The organism is Corynebacterium meitnerae (genome assembly GCF_027570075.1).
Taxonomy (GTDB): Bacteria; Actinomycetota; Actinomycetes; order Mycobacteriales; family Mycobacteriaceae; genus Corynebacterium; species Corynebacterium meitnerae.
The window spans coordinates 1-304 of sequence record NZ_JAKMUS010000048.1; the positions used below are offsets into that span (position 1 = coordinate 1).

Genomic DNA, 304 nt, shown 5'->3' on the forward strand with positions numbered 1-304 from the left:
TGTGCGCGGGTATTAATCGATGAAACGTTGCATTTAGGACACAACCAGCGCTGGGTTCCTGCCGCGGTTTTGCCGTTCTTAACCAGTCCGTGGCCGCACATGTCACATGACGGCCGATTCCTATTAGCCATAGGAATTGGCCTTACCGCACCAGAGGCAGCCCCCTTATCACAGACCTAGGACTATCCAGTGTTGATTCCACAGATCGGGCCGTTGGAACCGATTCAAAATCAAGATCACCGTATTATCCCAGGCTGCCCCGGGAATCCGTATCGGTTTATCCACACGAAATGTCCCTTAAGCC

The 304-nt window shown here is 52.6% G+C and carries 1 protein-coding gene; it reads right to left on the bottom strand.

Features of this window, described 5'->3' with window-relative positions; all coding sequences use genetic code 11:
- Nucleotides 1-131 (bottom strand): IS1/IS1595 family N-terminal zinc-binding domain-containing protein (locus L8U60_RS10780; RefSeq protein ID WP_420840196.1); only part of this gene is annotated, 131 nt, incomplete at its 3' end.
- Nucleotides 132-304: the final 173 nt, after the last annotated feature.